The sequence below is a fragment of the Burkholderia sp. SCN-KJ genome (assembly GCF_024656005.1).
Classification (GTDB): Bacteria; Pseudomonadota; Gammaproteobacteria; order Burkholderiales; family Burkholderiaceae; genus Burkholderia.
In genome coordinates, this window is record NZ_JANKOG010000112.1 from 1 (window position 1) to 396 (window position 396).

Here is a 396-nt window from a genome sequence, read left to right on the forward strand (position 1 = left end):
GTGGAATGGCCGGAAGGCGAAGGCCGCACGCTGTCGCTGTATTTGAAGCCGGTCAGCAAGGTCATGTACTGCGAGCAATGCGGGGCACGCTGCCAGCAGATCCACGAGACAACGGTTCGCCGGGTGCGTGACCTGCCGCTGTTCGAGTACCGGGTGGTGCTGCACGTCCCCCGTCGTCGGGTCTGGTGCGAACGCTGCGGCGGTCCGCGGTTGGAGAAGCTGGCGTGGCTGGGCCGTTACCAGCGAGTGACGGAGCGCTTCGCCAAGGCCTGCGAGAAGTTGTTGCAAGCGGCCAGCGTGCAGGCGGTGGCGGCCTTCTACGATCTGGGCTGGCACACGGTCAAATCGATCGACAAGATGCGCTTGCGTGCCCGCGTGGCCGAGCCGGACTGGTCG

At 66.2% G+C, this 396-nt stretch carries 1 protein-coding gene; it reads left to right on the top strand.

Going from position 1 to position 396, the window contains the following annotated elements; translation table 11 throughout:
• Window positions 1-396, top strand: a 396-nt coding sequence (locus NQV17_RS37870; protein WP_257776172.1) for a helix-turn-helix domain-containing protein, incomplete at both ends; no start/stop codon positions are given.